This window comes from Cloacibacillus sp. (assembly GCF_020860125.1).
Taxonomy (GTDB): domain Bacteria; phylum Synergistota; class Synergistia; order Synergistales; family Synergistaceae; genus Cloacibacillus.
Genome location: NZ_JAJBUX010000008.1, coordinates 1 through 15,658, shown reverse-complemented (window position 1 = coordinate 15,658; position 15,658 = coordinate 1). Strand labels below are relative to the sequence as shown.

Here is a 15,658-nt window from a genome sequence, read left to right as displayed (position 1 = left end):
GGTGGTGGAAGGATATCGTCATGCCGTCGCAGAGGCCGGACCGTTCGATGGCGGCGCGCAAAGAGGGGACGACTTTATCTCTGCTCGGAACCGCGGCCTTTATCGGCGATGCCGGTCTCATCCGGCCGCCGAACGCCGCTATCGTTGAAAATGGCGACAGGTAGGGCGCGAAGAAGCCGACCCCCGCTATCTCCGATGGAACTATTCTGTTAAGAGAGTTTGTCACGTTCTTCATTGTTAAAGTTCTCCTCTCTTTAAGCCATAAAGCTCCGCGAGGGAGAGCAGATGTCTTGACCTCGCGACGACGGGGGCGTCGACCATTTTGCCGTCCACCGAGACGACGCCCTTGCCCTCGCGCTCCGCCCTTTCGGCGGCCTCCACGACGCGCTCCGCCCTGCGCAGCTCTTTTTCCGCCGGCATGAAGGCCTTATGTATCGTCGTTATCTGGCTCGGGTGGATGCAGGCCTTGCCCGTGAAGCCGAGACCGACTATCTCTTTCGTCTCACGCAGCAGCCCCTCGTTGTCCATTATGTCAGCCCACACCGTATCATATGAATCTACGCCGGCGGCGTGGGCCGCCGCGACGACCCGGCATCTGGCGTAGAATAGCTCGCGCCCCTCTTTCGTTTTTTGAACCCCCATATCCGCGGTAAAGTCCTGGCCTCCGATGGTGAGCGCGCTGACGCGCGGCGAGGCGGAGGCGATGGCGAAGGCCATCTCAAGGCCCAGCGCCGTTTCGATCATCGCGTGGATCTTGACCGAACCGAGGGGCAGGCCGCATCTGTTTTCTATCTCCGTTATTTTTTTATCGGCGAGCAGCACATCCTCGGGACCGTTGCACTTCGGCAGGCGCACGGCCTCTGGCGCGCAGGGGATTATCTCTTCCAGGTCTTTCTCAAAAAACTCGGTATCCGCGCCGTTTATCCTGACGGTCACAAACAGGTCTTTGAAGTCAAATCTCTTTAGAAAGACCGCGACCATCCGGCGCGCCGCGTCCTTTTCCGTGAGCGCGACGGCGTCCTCAAGGTCCAGCAGGATGCTGTCGGCTCCGAAGATAGGCGCGTGCTGAATCATCCCGGGGGAGTCCCCTGGAATATAGAGCATCGAACGGCTGGGCTTCATCACATCGCCTCCTTAGAGGTGTCGGATGTCACAGATTTCCACCACGACGCGAGAGCGATACTGCCCTCATCAGAATCAGGTTCGGCACACGCCGGACGTTCAGGCTCCGATGCGCGTTCCAGCGCCGTTTCCAGACGCGCGCGTATCGTTATTTCGATCGCTCCCTGGTCATGGATGGAGACCTTGACGCCGCCTATATTGTGCTCTTTCAGAACTTCGTCTACAAGCCTCCTGGTCCTATTCGCGAAGATGGCGCTGTTTGCGCCGCTGTATTCAAGCTCGGTGGTCTCCGCGGGGGAGACCGTTACCTGACAATCCGACGATTCCAGCGTACCCGCGCTGGCGGTACGGACAATCCTCATAACTGCAAACCACCTTTCGTTACGGTTAAGAGGCGCCTCTAAAATAAGCGCGCCTCTGTAATTATATTTTACAGCTTCCCGGCTATCGACTGGAGAAATTCCTCAGTCGTCAGCATCTTCTTATTCGGCACCTCGGAGATGGCGAAGATATCCTTCGTCATTTCGCCGCTCTCAATCGTTTCAATAGAGGCCCTCTCCAGACGTCCGGCGAACTCCTGAAGTGCGGCGTTGCCGTCCAGCTCGCCGCGCTTGCGGAGCGCGCCGCTCCAGGCGAAGATGGTCGCCATAGGATTCGTCGAGGTCGTCTTTCCCTCCAGATGCTGGTAGTAATGGCGCGTCACCGTACCGTGGCCCGCCTCGTATTCGTAGATACCATCCGGCGATACAAGCACTGAGGTCATCATCGCGAGGCTTCCGAAGGCGGTGGCCACCATGTCGGACATCACGTCTCCGTCGTAGTTTTTGCAGGCCCAGATAAAGCCGCCCTCGGAGCGGACGACGCGCGCCACGGCGTCGTCTATCAGCGTATAGAAGTACGTGATCCCCGCCTTTTCAAATTCAGCGCGGAACTCTTTTTCATAGATATCCTCAAAGATCAGCTTGAAGGTCTGGTCGTATTTCTTGGAGATGGTGTCTTTTGTCGAGAACCAGAGATCCTGCCCGGTATCCAGCGCGTACTTAAAGCAGGCGCGCGCAAAGCTGGAGATTGATTTTTCAAGGTTGTGCATCCCCATCGCCACGCCGGGGCCCTTATATTCAAAAACCGTCTCCTCCTGGCGCTTGCCGGCGTCGCCGTCCGCGGGCTCGAAGATCATTTTCAGAGTTCCGGCGCAGGGGATGTTCATCTCGACATCCTTATATATATCGCCGTAGGCGTGGCGGGCGATGGTGATGGGCCTCTTCCAGGTGCTGACGGTGGGGCGTACGCCCTTCACCATGATCGGCGCGCGGAATACCGTGCCGTCAAGGATCGCCCTGATCGTCCCGTTCGGGCTCTTCCACTGCTTTTTAAGGCCGTACTCCTCCACACGCTGCGCGTTAGGGGTGATGGTCGCGCATTTGACGGCTACGCCGTATTTTTTCGTCGCCTCGGCGGAGTCCACCGTCACCTGGTCGTCCGTCTCGTCGCGGTGTTTGAGGCCGAGGTCGTAATATTCCGTCTTCAGCTCCACATGGGGCAGAATGAGAGTCTCCTTTATCTGCCGCCAGATGATCCTTGTCATTTCGTCGCCGTCCATCTCCACGATGGGAGTGGTCATTTGAATCTTTGCCATGTGATTGAGTCCCTCTGCTTTCCTTTTGCATTATTTATGCGTCTATTTGTTTTCGCTCGCGTAAAAGTTCATGAGACAGCCGGCAAGAATTATCGCCCGGTCGTCTTTGGTAAGCCCCGGCATTTTGAGGCTTATCTTTTCGCCTTCGCCGCCGGGGCCGATAAGCCGCGCTTCGACCTCTTCCGCCCCGCTCTCTATCGCGGCGCGGATATGGGGGATGAGAACCCATTCGCCGGCCTTAAATTTATCGCGGTCGGCGCTGTCGGCGATAAAGGGGATCATCCCCCAATTTATAAGGTTGCTGCGGTAACGCTTCGTCGCGTATTCCTCGGCGAAGTTGGCCTGTCCGCCCAGCACCCTCTGCGAAGAGGCGGCCTGCTCGCGCGCCGAACCGTCGCCCGGCTTTACGGCGAAGATGACGCTGCCGATGGCGGTCTGCGCCGAGGCGTCGGCCATGCCGGCGGAGGCAAGCAGTTTTTTCGCCTCGCCGCTGACGGGGACGCCACCCTCGACAGCCGCGCGGCGGTCGTCTTCCAGAACTTGGGCGGCTTGGGCGCGCCCAACATAGAGCGGATCTTTGCGCGAGAGGGCGAACTGCGCAAGTTTAAGCGGATTGGAGCGCAGTGAAGAGGTCTCTCCTGAGGGGATCAGCTCGTCGGTGGTCGTCACGGGGTCGGTGATGACGGAGGCTATCTTCAGCAGAAGGTTCTCCGCCAGAGGATAGACCTTCGGCCATGGCCTGATATTCGGCCCGTAGATAAGCTCCTGGCTGTCGTCCGCTTTGCCAAAACCGTGATAGACCTTCTTTTCATAGAGATCGCCGCGGAACTTATAGGGTTTGTCGTGGAGCAGTTCCCCATAACGCTCGGCCGATGTCAGCACGCCGCCGTTGGCCGCCGTGGCGGCGATGGAACGCGCGTCCATCAGCGCGACGGAGGAAATCTGTCCCTCTCCCGGCTTTGAACCTTCGCGGTTGGGGAAATTCCTCGTCGTATGACGAATGCTGAATCCGTGGTTCGACGGCGTGTCGCCAGCACCGAAACAGGGGCCGCAGAAGGCCGTCTTCACGACGGCGCCCGCCTCCATAAGGGCGCCGACAGAACCGTTGCCGATGAGCTCAAGCATAGCAGGCTGGCTGCCGGGATAGACGCTGAGCGAGAATTCGCCGTTGCCAACGCTGCCTCCGCGCAAAATCTGCGCCGCCGCGACGACATTGTCAAAGGTCCCGCCGGAGCAGCCGGCGATGATCCCCTGATCCACGCGGATCTTGCCCTCCTTAGATATCTTTTCGGTGAGATTGAGCTTCAGCTCCGGATTCTCCAGCTTGCTGCGGGCGTCATCCTCCACCCGCTTCAATATCTCATAGGGGTTCGCGTTGAGCTCGTCTATCGTATAGACGTTGCTGGGATGGAAGGGAAGGGCGATCATCGGCTTTACCTTGTCGAGCTCCACTACAATGGCCGCGTCATACCAAGCGGCAGCGGCCGGCTCGAGCCGCCTGTAAGCCTCCGAGCGTCCGTGAATATGAAAATATTCCTCGACCCTCTCATCGGTGCGCCAGACGGAGGTCCAGCAGGCCGTCTCCGTAGTCATCACGTCGATGCCGCTGCGGAACTCCACCGGCAGGTTCGAGACTCCGGGGCCGACAAATTCCATCACCTTGTTCTTTACAAAGCCGTTTTTAAAGACCGCGCCGATGATCGCCAGCGCGACGTCCTGCGGGCCGACTCCGGGACGCGGGGCGCCGGTGAGATAGACGGCGACGACGTCGGTGCGCGGAAAATCATAGGTGCGTCCGACAAGCTGTTTCACAAGCTCCGGGCCGCCCTCGCCGACGCCCATCGTCCCCAGGGCGCCGTAACGCGTATGGCTGTCCGAACCAAGAATCATCCGTCCGCAGCCGGACATCATCTCCCGTACATAGGAATGGATGACCGCCAGATGCGCGGGGACAAACTCTCCGCCATACCTCTTCGCGGCCGAGAGGCCGAAAAGATGATCGTCCTCGTTGATCGTCCCGCCGACGGCGCAGAGCGAATTATGGCAGTTTGTCATGACATAGGGGATCGGGAAGCGCTTCATGCCGCTGGCGATCGCGGTCTGGATGATGCCCACATAGGTGATGTCATGCGAGGCGAGGCTGTCAAAGCGTATCCGGTAATTATCCTTCGTGCCGGAGGCGTTATGCGCCGCGATAATATTGGCCGCGATCGTCCCTCCGGCGGCGCTCTCCCTGTCCTCCGGCAGCCGTTCCAGAGGCTTCATTCCCGCGGCCTGAATCTCTTCGTTGACCGCGGAGAGCCCCTTTTTCTCCACATCCTCCACCAACACGTTTCCGTTAAACAGATAAACGCCCTTTTCAATCAGCCTGATCAAATCCTCATCCTCTTTTCTTTTTGTTTTTCTAATATTTTCAGAATTTATAGTAAAATTTAAAATATAGTCATCTCATATTCTCTTTAGGACATTTAACTCAGCAGATACAACATTGTCCCCTACAACTAAAAGTCCACTCCAATGACAGTAAAATATACTATAGTAAATATTTATTATTTACTTTTATTAGTTATATTATTTTATTGTCAAGTTACAAGGCCAACAGATGCCAGCAAGCGGAGGGTAAAAAAAAAAATGCCGCCTGCAAAGAAAAACACCGCACAGACAACATCATATGGCCGCCGTACAATCTAAAGACGATGGCTCACGAAACAATATCCGCCCGCGCAGATTTATCCCTCGACGGTGTAAGCAGGTCTCCTGGCTTCCATTCATCCTAATTTCGCATCTTCCCAGACAGACGTCCAGTGATCCCGCGATTTCGTCATGACAACAGTGGTGGGGCCGCTTTGGTTTTTAACCAAATTCCCTTGCTTTTACACCGCTATTTTTATCAATGTCACTATATCCTCATGTTTTATAAATGTCAAGTTATTTTTATGCATTAGCGACATATTTTCACAATTGACAACAAAATGACACAATATAATAAATTGTTGTTTTATTTGGAAAATTAGATACTTTTACAGAACTACTTCAACACCAGCGTATCAAACAAAAGGACTCCCGCAGTTAGAAGCCGCCATAATAACGTACCCAACAAACACACCATCACAAAAAGCAAAGGCACCTACAATTAAAGAGGTACCTTTGCAATAATAAATTTGATATAAAAAAATGGGATGTACTTCTTAAATATACAACACCCTATTCCCAGGGAACAATTTTACCGGGATTGAGTATATTGTTTGGATCGAAGGCAAGTTTTACCCTGCGTATCAAATCTATTTGAGCATCATCAAGAAATTGCGAAATATACGCGGCACGCTTCAACCCCACGCCATGTTCTCCCGTGAGCGTCCCCTCAAGCTTTATAACAATCGTGTAGAGCTTTTGCCGCACGCCCCCAATAATCTCGCGCCATCCAGGGGTTTCCCCCTCCAGATATAACGTTACATGCATATTACCGTCGCCAAGATGACCATAAGCAGCATATTTCACACCCGCACCGTGACATATGTCATCCAACTCCCGCATAAAATCTGCAACAGCGCTTGCAGGAATGACGACATCCTCATTTGACACCTGAATTGGAGCATGTGCCCATACAGCTTCAGCAACACTTTTACGCCCTTTCCACAGCTTATCCTTCACCGTTCTGTTATCCGCAACGAATACCTCCAAAGCCCCCTGCTTTAGACATATATCCCCTATTTTCTCAATTTCATCAGCAAGACGCTCTCTTTCATTTCCCTCATACTGTAATATCAAATGCGCATCAGCTTCGTTCGAAAATGGAAATTTTGTCCGTAGATATTCCTCTGTAAGCAACATCGACTGCTTATCGATAAATTCTATAGAACTGGGGATACTCTTGCCCTCTGTCATTATCGCAGGGACCGCTTTTATTGCGCTCTTGACATCTGCAAAAGGGACCAAAAGGTCTACAACAAAAGATGAGCTGGGCAAAAGTCTAAGTATTATCTTTGTAACAATCCCAAGGGTACCCTCCGACCCTACCATCAGATGAACGAAATCATATCCTGTCACATCTTTTCTTCTTTTGCCCCCAAACCATGTAACGGAACCGTCCGGCAACACAACTTCCATACCTAGTACATGATTACCTGTTGGACCATACTTTACAACCTTATTGCCGCCGGCATTTTCCGCCACGTTACCACCGATAAAAGAGGCATCACCGCTGCACGGGTCACCGGCATAGAGCAGACCATGGTCGGCAGCTGCTTTGTTTATCTCAGCAGTAACTACTCCTGGTTCAACGGTAATCGTCAGGTTCTCCATATCGAACTCCAATATTTTATTCATGCATTCCAAAGAAAGTTCTATGCCACAAAATGCGGGCACAGCACCCCCTGATAATCCTGTACCAGCCCCTCTCGGAGTAACAGGAATCTTTTTATCATTCGCATACCTCATAAAATCAGATATCTGTTCCGTATTTTCGGCAAAACATACCACATCAGCAGTATATTCTTTATCCCACAAATGTAGCGCAACTTCATCCTTTGAATATGCCGTAACCTTTTCCCTATCTACAGACACTCCTGATGGACCAAAAATTTCAACTAGATCGCGTACCGTTGTCTGAGTAACACGCGCAAAATCAAATTTGGCAGTCATCATATCAGATAACCTCCCGCCTAATCCTATTTATCAATACAGGGACGATATCTTTGAAATCTCCACATAGAGCAACATCCGCTATTTGAAAAATAGGCGCTTCTGGATCTTTATTGATAGCAATAATCTTCTGTGCCGTCTGCATTCCGGCAAGATGCTGTATGGCACCTGATATGCCTATAGCAAAATAACATTTGGGAGACACCACCCTGCCTGAAAGTCCTATTTGATGGGGATATCCTATCCATTTTGCTTCAACCGTAGGCCGAGAAGCCCCTACTCCTCCACCAAGAAGCTCCGCAAGTTCGTGCAGCATATTAAAATTTTCCGCTTTCCTGAGCCCCTTACCACCAGAGACAATCACATCTTTATCCTGCACGTTGGACACCGTTTCAGAGGCATATTCCTTACCAATAACTTCTATACGACTCTCCAGTAAGGATGGCGGGATATCAAGAAAAATAATTTCACCATTACCATCCACATGTTTTTCAGGCATACGAAAAGTTTTAGGCCGAACGGTCGCCATTTGAGGCACATGATTGGGTGTCTTTATTGTAGCCATCACATTTCCGCCTATTGCCGGCCTGGTTTGCAGCAGCAGACCACTTCCATCCTCTATATCAAGACTGGTACAATCCGCAGTCAGTCCAGTATGCAGCATAGCAGCGACAGATGGAAGATATGTTCGTCCTGAGGTTGTAGCAGGAGCAAGGATTACCTCAGGTAGGTACTTTTCAACAACATAAGATAAAATCTTCGCGGTAATCTCCTGATTAAAATATTCTAATTTATCATGCGAAGCCACAATAACGCGTTCCGCGCCGAAACAGAACAGCTCTTCCGGCATATCGTCCAACTGTCCGCATATCAGAAGACACGTTACCCTGGTCGCCATTTTACCAGCAATTTCACGCGCTTTTCCAAGCAATTCTTTGGTAACAGAATGGATCTTATTTTGACGAATTTCACCACAAACAAGAATACCGTCGACGCAACTTTTATCTCTCAACATGATACCACTCCTAAAGTATGGCCAATTCCTTAAGAACTTTCATGACATGCTCAATACCGTGTTCTATATCCTTGCCACAATAAAATTCCGTATGTCGCGTAATCTTTGGATGTTCGATTTTTACAACTCTGGTAGGAGAACCCGCAAGCCCAACCTCTTCGCTGGAAAGGTCGATATCTGCCGCAGATATAACACTGATATCGGACCTTCGAGCCCGTTTCTTACCACTCAAGGTAGGCATAGCAGGATCGTTTATATCACTTAGTACCGTAATAAGAGCAGGAAGATAAAGCCTTTGTGTCTCAATGCCATCTTCTACCGTACGCTTTACCGTCACAAACATATCGTCTATATCCATGAAACTCACATACGTCGCACATGGGATATCCAGCATAGCGGCAATTTCCGGGCCAACTTGTCCCGTCTCACCGTCTGTTGCTTTTTCCCCGGCTAGAATAATATCGTAAGGGCCTGTTTTTATAATAGTAACAGCCAAAGCAAGAGCGGTAGCCCAACTGTCTGCTCCAGCAAAAAACCTGTCAGAAACGAGATATGCATTGTCAGCACCAAGAGCAAGAGCCTCTCTTAAAGCAATATCCGCCTGTTTAGGGCCCATCGAAATAACAGAGATATCCGCTCCGCATTTTTTTTTCACATCAAGCGCCGCCTGCAGCGCATTCAGGTCAAGTGGGTTGACAATATTTCCACTTCCCTCTCTGATCATTGTTCCCTTATCTGGGTCCATTTTTATTTCGTCAGAATCTGGGACCTGTTTTATCAAAACCGCTATTCTCATAAATCCCCCTCCATAATATATAAATATTTTTTAACTTTCATAAGAATATGAATCCATGCAGATGTATTATTTTGTAAATTTCTATATTTTGTATCCAAAACATAGAATACCATATTTTCTATCCGTGTCAATCTTTATCGTTTTTATAATTTTCATTAACACCCTAATTAACCTGCATAAACAATAGATATAATAATATTTTTTGCTAATATATTATAAAAAGCGACAAAGATTTTTATAATATTTTTGGACACAAAGTATTGACAATAAAAAAATGTATGATAGTCTTATGAAAAATAAACAATAAAGCGGATGGAGGGGAAATTTTATGCAAAATTTAATTACAGCCCTAATCAAGCAACAAGCAGGTATGTCGATAGAGATTTGCCGCGAATTGATAAAATGCCCCTCCGAAGATCCAGCCGGCGACACACGTGCGGTAGCGTCATACATACAAAAATTCTTCACAAAACATGGTATAGAGAATAACGTTATCTCCCCGCACCCTGAGAAGCCAAACGTTGTAGCTACGATCAGAGGGTCACGCAGTGGAAAACACCTTATATTCAACGGGCATATTGATACCTTTCCCGTAGGTGATATATCTAAATGGAGCGTTGATCCATTTAGCGGAGAAATTAAAGATGGGAAACTATACGGAAGGGGTGCCGCCGACATGAAGGGTGGCATCGCAGCCAGCATGACAGCGGCACTTATTTTAAACCAGTTAAAAGATACGCTGCCTGGAAAGATTTCATTTACCTGTGTATCTGACGAAGAGGTTAACGGTCCATGGGGAACAAATTATCTGCTGAAACACTATCCTGAATTGTACGGTGATGCGTTGATAAACGGAGAGCCATCTTCCGTAGAACATATCAGAATCGGAGAAAAAGGGATCTTCCAGGCCCGGATAACGGTGAACACTGCCGGCGGACACGGAGCCTACTCTGGGCTAAAAACAAACGCGATCACCGACATGGTGTATATTTTAGAATCGTTGCTATCTTTCGAAAACGAGGCACCGGAAATAGATAAAGAGGTCCGGTTATTTATGGAAAGAGCAAGAACTTCCTACGATAGGGTCCTGTGCGAAGGGGCTATGGACAAAGCTCTTAGGCCTACACTCAATATTGGAACTATAACAGGCGGAATCATGGTCAATATGGTGCCAGAACGTTGTCAGGCAGAGATTGACTTCCGTTTTCCACCAGGGGTGACATGCCGTTTTGTTGAAAAATGGCTGGACGATAAAATAAGAAAACATTCAAACTCAGACTATAAAATCATCAAAAGCAGCGACGCTCATATTACCTCCGTGGAAGAACCGCTTGTTAAAATTGCAAAAGCGACTGCCTGCGAGGTATGCGCCCATCTTGTATTTGAAAACTATAGCCTTGGAGGCACGGAGGCAGTTTTATGGAGAGCAAAAGGTATCCCAGCCATAACATACGGACCGAATCATCACAATATGGGGTCGCCGGATGAATATATTATGGCCGAAGAACTTCCTCTTGTTTCTAAAGTACATGCAATGACCGCGTGGCGTTATTTAACCTATCAAAATAATTGATCAGGAGGCGTGACATGGGACCTTTTAATAATAGCAGTCAGTATTATCATATGGTACTTTCCCAAATGACACCAAAAGCGGAACCTGCCTTTCATGAACATGAAGAGCAGCTACGGGTATGGGGATCTCAATGGGGGGTAAAAAATGACGTTGACCAAATTAGGACAATATTGGTCCATCGTCCCGGAAAAGAGCTTGGTGTAATTACTGAGGATAAATATGATCCTCAGATAGAAGCCCTTATCGACAAAGAAAACCAATGGTACTTCCGCTCAGACAAAGCCCCCGACATCGCAGCTATGCAGGAAGAGCATGACGCGCTGATACGAACCCTTGAAGCAGAGGATATCAAAGTAGTATATATGGATGGGAGTCCGACCGACCCTGACGCGATAAACGTGCGGGATAACGGCATCGTGATAAATGGAGGTATCATCATCACGAGGATGGGTATCGTAGGGGAAAAATATGGCACTGGATGCCGAGGCGAAGAGGCGTATGTTACCCGTACCGTGGCAAATATTGGCATGCCCATACTGCACACTATTCAAGGAAACGGATTGATGGAGGGAGGCAGTTTTTGTCTTTTGGATGAAAAACACGCCGCCATCGGCCTAAGCTATAGAGGAAACAAGGCAGCGGCGGAGCAAGTCCGGCAGGTGCTGGCAATACAGAATATAGAACTAGTTGAAGTACCTTTAACTGGATTCAGTCTGCATTTGGATGGTGCGATTGTCATGGTGGACCACGACAAAGCGTTGGTCAACGTTGAAAGACTGCCCTTCTGGTTCCTCGACTATCTGAAAAAGCTTGGAATAAAGCCTATTTTCACCGATTACCGCGACGGTACGTTAGGAATAAACTGCCTCGCCACCAGACCAGGCAGGGTCCTCGCATACGATGACGCGCCATGGACGGCGGAATGTCTATACAAAAACGGCGTTGATGTCATTCCTCTTAAGTACATTGAATGCAGAAAAAAGGGAGGAGGTATTCACTGCGGTACACTGCCACTTATCAGGAATGAAAAATAGTTATATACCTCAATTTTTTTGTAATATTACGCTCATAATTTAATAATCTTAGCGAGAGGATGTGTCTAATAATGAAAATAGGTAAGGGATTAATGGTAATTTTTATGGTGCTTCTTATTGCGGGGACGGCTTTTGGCGCAGAGGAATATCAGTTTAAAATTTCATCCGCCATGTCTTCGAATTTTCCCCCACAAAAGGCATTGGAGGACTTTGTAAAATACTTGAATACAAACTCTAATGGAAGGATCAAAGCTTCAAGATACACAGATGGACAGTTAGGCGGAATTCTAGAGACGCTCGAAGCAATTCAAATGGGCGTGGTACAGATGGCAATGCCAGTAACATCCGACCTAGCCGGTTACAGCAAAAAAATTCAAGTTTTGGACCTACCATTTTTATTTAAAGACTTCAACAGCATGAGAAAGGCTCTCGACGGCCCCTTAGGAAAAGAAATGGAAAAAATATACGAATCTCAGGGTTTTAAGTGTTTCGGATACGTTCCTAACGGTACTCGCCATATCTCAAACAGCAAAAGACCGATAAACACCCCCGAAGATCTTAAAGGGCTAAAGATACGTGTAATGCAGAACCCTATGCATATAGCGATTTTTAAAACATTGGGTGCCAACCCCACCCCTCTAAGTTACTCAGAGCTTTATACGGCACTTCAGCAGGGAGTGGTAGACGGACAGGAAAATGCTCCCGCACAGGTAGTTGACGCTAAGCTGCACGAGGTACAAAAATACTACTCTCTTACCGGTCACCTGCAGAGTATGATCTGCCTGCTCGTAAGCAAAAAATGGTATGACGCGTTGCCACAAGATCTTCAAAAGGTATTCAAAAACGGCATAAAAGAATATGAGAAGAACTATGTCAAGCTGTACTTTGATTACGATAACTCCTGCCTTGACATAATGAGAAAAGCGGGCGTAAAGGTCAATGAACTGACAGATAAGCAACATCAGGCATTTAAAGACAAATCTGCGCCTATATACAGCGATTATAAGAATGTCATTGGAGAAGATCTCGTAAATCTGGCCATATCTTCTTCAAAGTAACTATTACCTGAAGTGATATTAAAGGGCAGGCTGTTATATATCAAAAGCCTGCCCTTTAACAAATCCAATAGGGGAGGATATATATGTTCTATTTTTTAGACAAAATAAATAGTAAAATTGAAAAATTTGAAGAATATTTTATCACTTACCTCCTGCTCATAATGTCGTCCGTCGTTTTTATACAAATAATAATGAGATATGTATTCAATAATTCCCTCTCCTGGTCGGAAGAACTAGCTACATACCTGATGATGTGGATGACATGGATCGGTGCCAGCTATGGAGTAAAGCAGAACATGCACCTGCGTGTAACGATATTTATTGACATGTTAAATGGTAAAATTCGAGACTGTGCCTATATCTTTATAGATGTAATCTGGATGATTTTTTCAATTTACATGGTTGTAATGGGAATACGCGTTGTAAAGATGTCATACGCAGGATATAGAGTCTCTCCTGCACTGCAGATACCTATGTACTTAATATACAGTTCTGTTGTAGTAGGATGTGTATTAATGTGTCTCAGTTTAATAACATCCATTCATAAACGTTACTTTGAATATAAGTCTCTGTCTGGAGGGGGAAAATAATGGTCGCCATCTTCCTTTTAACAACGCTGTTTGCCTTTTTATTAAGCGGATTCCCTATAGGAATTTCAACCGGAATCGCCACTGCGCTGTCCATGATTATATTCACACCGGATATTCCTCTACAACTTATAGCTCAAAAAGCAATCACCGCATTGGAGTCATTTCCTTTGCTTGCCATACCTTTCTTTATGTTCGCCGGAAATCTGATGGGCTCTGGCGGCATCTCGCGCCGCTTGGTCGACTTAGCAGACAGCCTCGTTGGTACGATAGCAGGTGGGCTAGCCTTGATCACCACGCTTGCAAGCGCATTTTTCGCCGCAATATCAGGTTCCGCACCAGCAACGGTTTCCGCCATTGGATCAATTATGATTCCAGAAATGAAAAAACGCGGCTATAAACCTTCTTTTTCTACGGCTGTCGCCGCCTGCTCCGGTACAATTGGCGTATTAATACCTCCCAGTATTCCTTTTGTCGTCTATAGTGTTGTCGCAAGAACATCTATCGGAGACATGTTCATAGCCGGTATCATTCCAGGCCTGCTATTCACCGCGGCAATCATGATTACCGGATATATTATCTCAAAAAAACGCGGTTATGTGGGAAAAGAAGAAACTATCGCCTTCCCAAAAGCCTTAAAAGAATCTTCGTGGGCCCTGATGGTTCCGATTCTTATTCTCGGAGGCATTTACACCGGCATATTTACGCCGACAGAGGCAGCGGTAGCAGCCATCTTTTACTGTATCGTGATTGGGAAATTTATCTATAAGGAATTAACATACAGGGATATTTTTGAATGCGCTAAGTCTGCGGCGACATTAAATGGCATAACGATGTATGGCATGGGGTTCGCCATGGCCTTTGGCGTTTTTCTCGCCTTGGAGATGATACCGCAGCTATTATTAGCCCAAGTCATGTACGCTACAACAAATAAAATCATTATCCTGCTGATCTTAAACGTATTTTTCCTATGTTTGGGTTGTTTTATGGACAATATCGCAGCCACAATCATCCTGACACCAATTCTGCTCCCTCTTGTGACGTCAATAGGAATGAGCCCCATTCAGTTCGGGATATTGCTCACCGTCAATTTAGCCGTTGGTTTTGTAACTCCGCCAGTAGGATGTAACTTGAATGTGGCGTCAGCTATATCCAAGGAGCCTATACACGTCATTGCTAAAGAAGCAATGCCTTTTATGCTTGCAATGATATTCTGTCTGATGTTAGTCACATTTGTTCCTGAAGTGAGCCTTGCGTTGATCGGCATATTCAGATAATGAACAATATAACGGCAAATTAACCTGATTTATTATTAAATGGGGTAAGTGTATAATAGAGGAATGAGCCTAGCTGATAATATTTATTACACACTAAAAAATAGAATTCTACGCGGAGAATTGCGTCCGGGTACGGCACTGAGAGAGGAGTACCTATCCGACGAACTGCAAGTCAGCCGAACTCCGCTGAGAAAAGCTCTTACCCAACTGATGGCCGAAGGATACTTAGTCAAAGGGAAAGATCGAACTCTTCGTATCCCGCAGATTTCCGAAGGCGAGCTGATGGATACGCTTGAGGCGAGGCGGCTGCTTGAGATCGCCTCGGTCGAGAGGGCCACGCTGCGCGCCGCGAAAGAGGACATTGACCGCATAGAACACTTTATTTGGGATGAGGAAGAGGCAATGAGACTCCATGATAATGTACTCGTCTCATCTCTGGACAGGATGTTTCATAATTATCTGGGGCAGATTTCCGGAAACAGGGTCTATTGCGATTTTATCTCGCAGGTCGGATATAAGATATCGCTGTTTTTAGCTCTCAGCAACACGCTGGGAGAGGTCATAAACGAGGCGTTGAAAGAACACCGGGATATACTTTACGCGATAAAGCTCAGAATGCCGGAACGTGCCGGCACTGCCATGAAGCTTCACCTGGATAATGTCGAAAAACGGATTCTTGAGAGTATCCGGTGCGAGGAGGAACGAAGTAATGATTCAAATGAAATACCGGCGCGGAGATCCAGGAGAAATTTTCAAAAGATAAAGGCATAATAAAAAGGGACGCATTCGGCAAAGTACGCCGTGCGTCCCTTGTTCAGCGATTGATCTTATTTCGCGGCGTATACGCCGTCTATCAGCGTTCCATCGCGGTATTCCACCGCGGCAAGCAGTTTGTCATAGTTGAATTCTATCGGCTCCG

13 protein-coding genes, 1 pseudogene and 1 riboswitch are annotated in these 15,658 nt (G+C 48.1%); of the genes and pseudogenes, 6 read left to right on the top strand and 8 right to left on the bottom strand.

Annotation, left to right across the window (positions count from 1 at the left end):
• The 8 genes and pseudogenes from LIO98_RS01190 to LIO98_RS01155 all read right to left on the bottom strand — a co-directional run.
• Window positions 1-235 (bottom strand): annotated as a pseudogene (locus tag LIO98_RS01190) (citrate lyase subunit alpha); the annotation flags it as partial.
• A gap of 2 nt (window positions 236-237) precedes the next feature.
• On the bottom strand, window positions 238-1,122 hold the full coding sequence (locus tag LIO98_RS01185) for a CoA ester lyase (protein ID WP_291952506.1): 885 nt from the start codon (window positions 1,120-1,122) through the stop codon (window positions 238-240).
• Window positions 1,122-1,484, bottom strand: a complete 363-nt coding sequence (gene citD, locus LIO98_RS01180; RefSeq protein ID WP_291952503.1) for a citrate lyase acyl carrier protein — start codon at window positions 1,482-1,484, stop codon at window positions 1,122-1,124. The genes LIO98_RS01185 and citD overlap by 1 nt, the downstream gene beginning before the upstream one ends.
• 68 nt (window positions 1,485-1,552) lie before the next feature.
• Window positions 1,553-2,758 (bottom strand): NADP-dependent isocitrate dehydrogenase, encoded by a 1,206-nt coding sequence (locus tag LIO98_RS01175; protein ID WP_291952501.1) that lies wholly within the window; start codon window positions 2,756-2,758, stop codon window positions 1,553-1,555.
• Between the two features lie 42 nt (window positions 2,759-2,800).
• Window positions 2,801-5,134 (bottom strand): hydratase, encoded by a 2,334-nt coding sequence (locus LIO98_RS01170; RefSeq protein ID WP_291952499.1) that lies wholly within the window; start codon window positions 5,132-5,134, stop codon window positions 2,801-2,803.
• Window positions 5,135-5,487: 353 nt separating this feature from the next.
• A riboswitch (cobalamin riboswitch) is annotated at window positions 5,488-5,677 on the bottom strand.
• A gap of 285 nt (window positions 5,678-5,962) precedes the next feature.
• On the bottom strand, window positions 5,963-7,402 hold the full coding sequence (locus LIO98_RS01165; RefSeq protein WP_291952497.1) for an FAD-linked oxidase C-terminal domain-containing protein: 1,440 nt from the start codon (window positions 7,400-7,402) through the stop codon (window positions 5,963-5,965).
• 1 nt (window position 7,403) lies between these two features.
• On the bottom strand, window positions 7,404-8,411 hold the full coding sequence (locus LIO98_RS01160) for an electron transfer flavoprotein subunit alpha/FixB family protein (RefSeq protein WP_277000038.1): 1,008 nt from the start codon (window positions 8,409-8,411) through the stop codon (window positions 7,404-7,406).
• 13 nt (window positions 8,412-8,424) lie between these two features.
• Window positions 8,425-9,210 carry an electron transfer flavoprotein subunit beta/FixA family protein gene (locus LIO98_RS01155; RefSeq protein WP_066743016.1) on the bottom strand — a complete coding sequence of 262 codons (786 nt, stop codon included), beginning with the start codon at window positions 9,208-9,210 and terminating at the stop codon, window positions 8,425-8,427.
• 328 nt (window positions 9,211-9,538) lie between these two features.
• On the opposite strand from LIO98_RS01155, the gene LIO98_RS01150 reads away from it, so the two are divergent.
• From LIO98_RS01150 to LIO98_RS01125, 6 genes are all read left to right on the top strand, one after another.
• Window positions 9,539-10,783, top strand: coding sequence for an ArgE/DapE family deacylase (locus LIO98_RS01150; RefSeq protein ID WP_291952492.1), 1,245 nt, complete (start codon window positions 9,539-9,541; stop codon window positions 10,781-10,783).
• A 14-nt stretch (window positions 10,784-10,797) separates the two neighbouring features.
• Window positions 10,798-11,817 (top strand): arginine deiminase family protein, encoded by a 1,020-nt coding sequence (locus LIO98_RS01145; RefSeq protein ID WP_291952490.1) that lies wholly within the window; start codon window positions 10,798-10,800, stop codon window positions 11,815-11,817.
• 71 nt (window positions 11,818-11,888) lie between these two features.
• Window positions 11,889-12,875 (top strand): TRAP transporter substrate-binding protein, encoded by a 987-nt coding sequence (locus tag LIO98_RS01140; RefSeq protein WP_291952488.1) that lies wholly within the window; start codon window positions 11,889-11,891, stop codon window positions 12,873-12,875.
• Between the two features lie 83 nt (window positions 12,876-12,958).
• A complete protein-coding gene (locus LIO98_RS01135; RefSeq protein WP_291952486.1) occupies window positions 12,959-13,465 on the top strand; it encodes a TRAP transporter small permease in 507 nt (168 codons plus the stop codon).
• Window positions 13,465-14,739, top strand: coding sequence for a TRAP transporter large permease (locus LIO98_RS01130; protein WP_277000029.1), 1,275 nt, complete (start codon window positions 13,465-13,467; stop codon window positions 14,737-14,739). The genes LIO98_RS01135 and LIO98_RS01130 overlap by 1 nt, the downstream gene beginning before the upstream one ends.
• A gap of 63 nt (window positions 14,740-14,802) precedes the next feature.
• Entirely contained in the window at window positions 14,803-15,510 is a 708-nt protein-coding gene (locus tag LIO98_RS01125; protein WP_291952481.1) for a GntR family transcriptional regulator, read from the top strand.
• Window positions 15,511-15,658: the final 148 nt, after the last annotated feature.